We start from the raw sequence: 1,489 nt of genomic DNA, 5'->3' as shown, positions 1-1,489 counted from the left end.
AAATTCGCGAACACATGGGGCTGCACTGTGAATCTCAATCGACAGTAACTGCTATAAGACAACCGCACTGCTAATTTGCAATCATGTGGAACTCATCAAAACTGGTCTGCAATTTTTTGATTTCGAATTTTAGAGAACGTGGGTACAGAGTTTGAAGCCATGTCTTTATCAAATGCCTACGGGGTTGTGGGCGATCATGCCGTAAGCCTCGGGCTTTCCACTTACGCTGGTCAATCGGTTCCGCTGACGTTATAAAAAATTCATTCTGACTATGATGGCTTCACTGATGTAAACACTATCAGTGAAATGTGATTGAGGCATCCTGCTGGATTTTTCATGGAAGTGCCTTTTAGCAAAGTAATTTCTTCGCGAGTTTTTAATAACATTTTTGAGAGAGACATCATGACTACCAATAACAATACATTGACGGACGCTACGAATGCACAGCCCCAAAATAGCGGATCTACTGGCAATAGTGCGCCAGATCGATTTGATGCATCCGAACGCGATATCGCTGAAGGTGATGACGCGCAAACAGCCGCTAACGAGAATTTGCTCGAAAACGATGGCCTGAACGATGCTGATAGTGAGTCCACGTCTAATTCAGAAAATAATCCTGAAAATTTGGACAATCAGAACGATCGCTAACCAGACTGCGAAAGCTAACTGGCTATGGTGTCGTAGCGCTGAATCGAACATAAAATGACAGCCGCTATCTTTCATGTTCGATGTTTGCTTTTGGTCTTGCTTTAGAAAATCTCTTCATGTGGGTTCTCGCACAGAAGAAAGATAGGAACTGGTAGATTATTTACTTCTTGATAAAAATTCGCTGTTTGATTCTCCTGGCTGAGGGAATCAATGACATGTTGTACTAACGATCAAGGAGCAAAGCGATGGAACAAAAATGGCCTCAAAGGATTTGGTTGGTGCGGCATGGTCAAAGTGCAGGTAACGTGGCGCGGGACGCAGCAGAGGCAGAGGAGCGTTTGCGTATCGATATTGCTACGCGTGATGTCGATGTACCCTTATCTGAACTTGGTGAACGCCAGGCGGATGCAATGAGCACGTGGTTTGCGACATTGCCAGCAGATGAACGGCCCAACGTCGTACTGTATTCCCCTTATATCCGTGCCCGAGCAACAGCAAATTGTGTCATTGATCGCTTAAGCAAATATGACGTGCTTGCTGCACAGGCGGATGAGCGCTTACGAGAAAAAGAATTCGGCATTCTTGATCGTCTGACTCCATTGGGCATACGTCAGCAATATCCTGAACTTGCTGAACAACGGGCTCATGTGGGTAAGTTCTATTTCCGTCCGCCCGGTGGCGAAAGCTGGTGTGACGTCATTCTGCGGTTGCGCAGCGTACTAGATACCGTTTCCCGTGAATACAGAAAAGAGCGTGTACTTATCGTTGCGCATCAAGTTATCGTCAATTGCTTTCGTTATCTTTTGGAGCGCATGGATGAAGACGCCATCCTCAGCATAGA

The 1,489-nt window shown here is 45.7% G+C and carries 2 protein-coding genes; both read left to right on the top strand.

Going from position 1 to position 1,489, the window contains the following annotated elements; translation table 11 throughout:
* Positions 1-336 precede the first annotated feature (336 nt).
* A complete protein-coding gene (locus tag ACO0LF_RS31255; RefSeq protein WP_423021282.1) occupies positions 337-648 on the top strand; it encodes a hypothetical protein in 312 nt (103 codons plus the stop codon).
* Positions 649-893: 245 nt separating this feature from the next.
* Positions 894-1,489: histidine phosphatase family protein (locus ACO0LF_RS31250; RefSeq protein ID WP_423021280.1), on the top strand; the 596-nt coding region annotated here is incomplete at its 3' end.

Origin of the sequence: Undibacterium sp. Di27W (genome assembly GCF_049340345.1) — a bacterium.
Lineage (GTDB): Bacteria > Pseudomonadota > Gammaproteobacteria > Burkholderiales > Burkholderiaceae_D > Undibacterium.
This window is presented reverse-complemented; position numbering and strand designations above follow the sequence as displayed.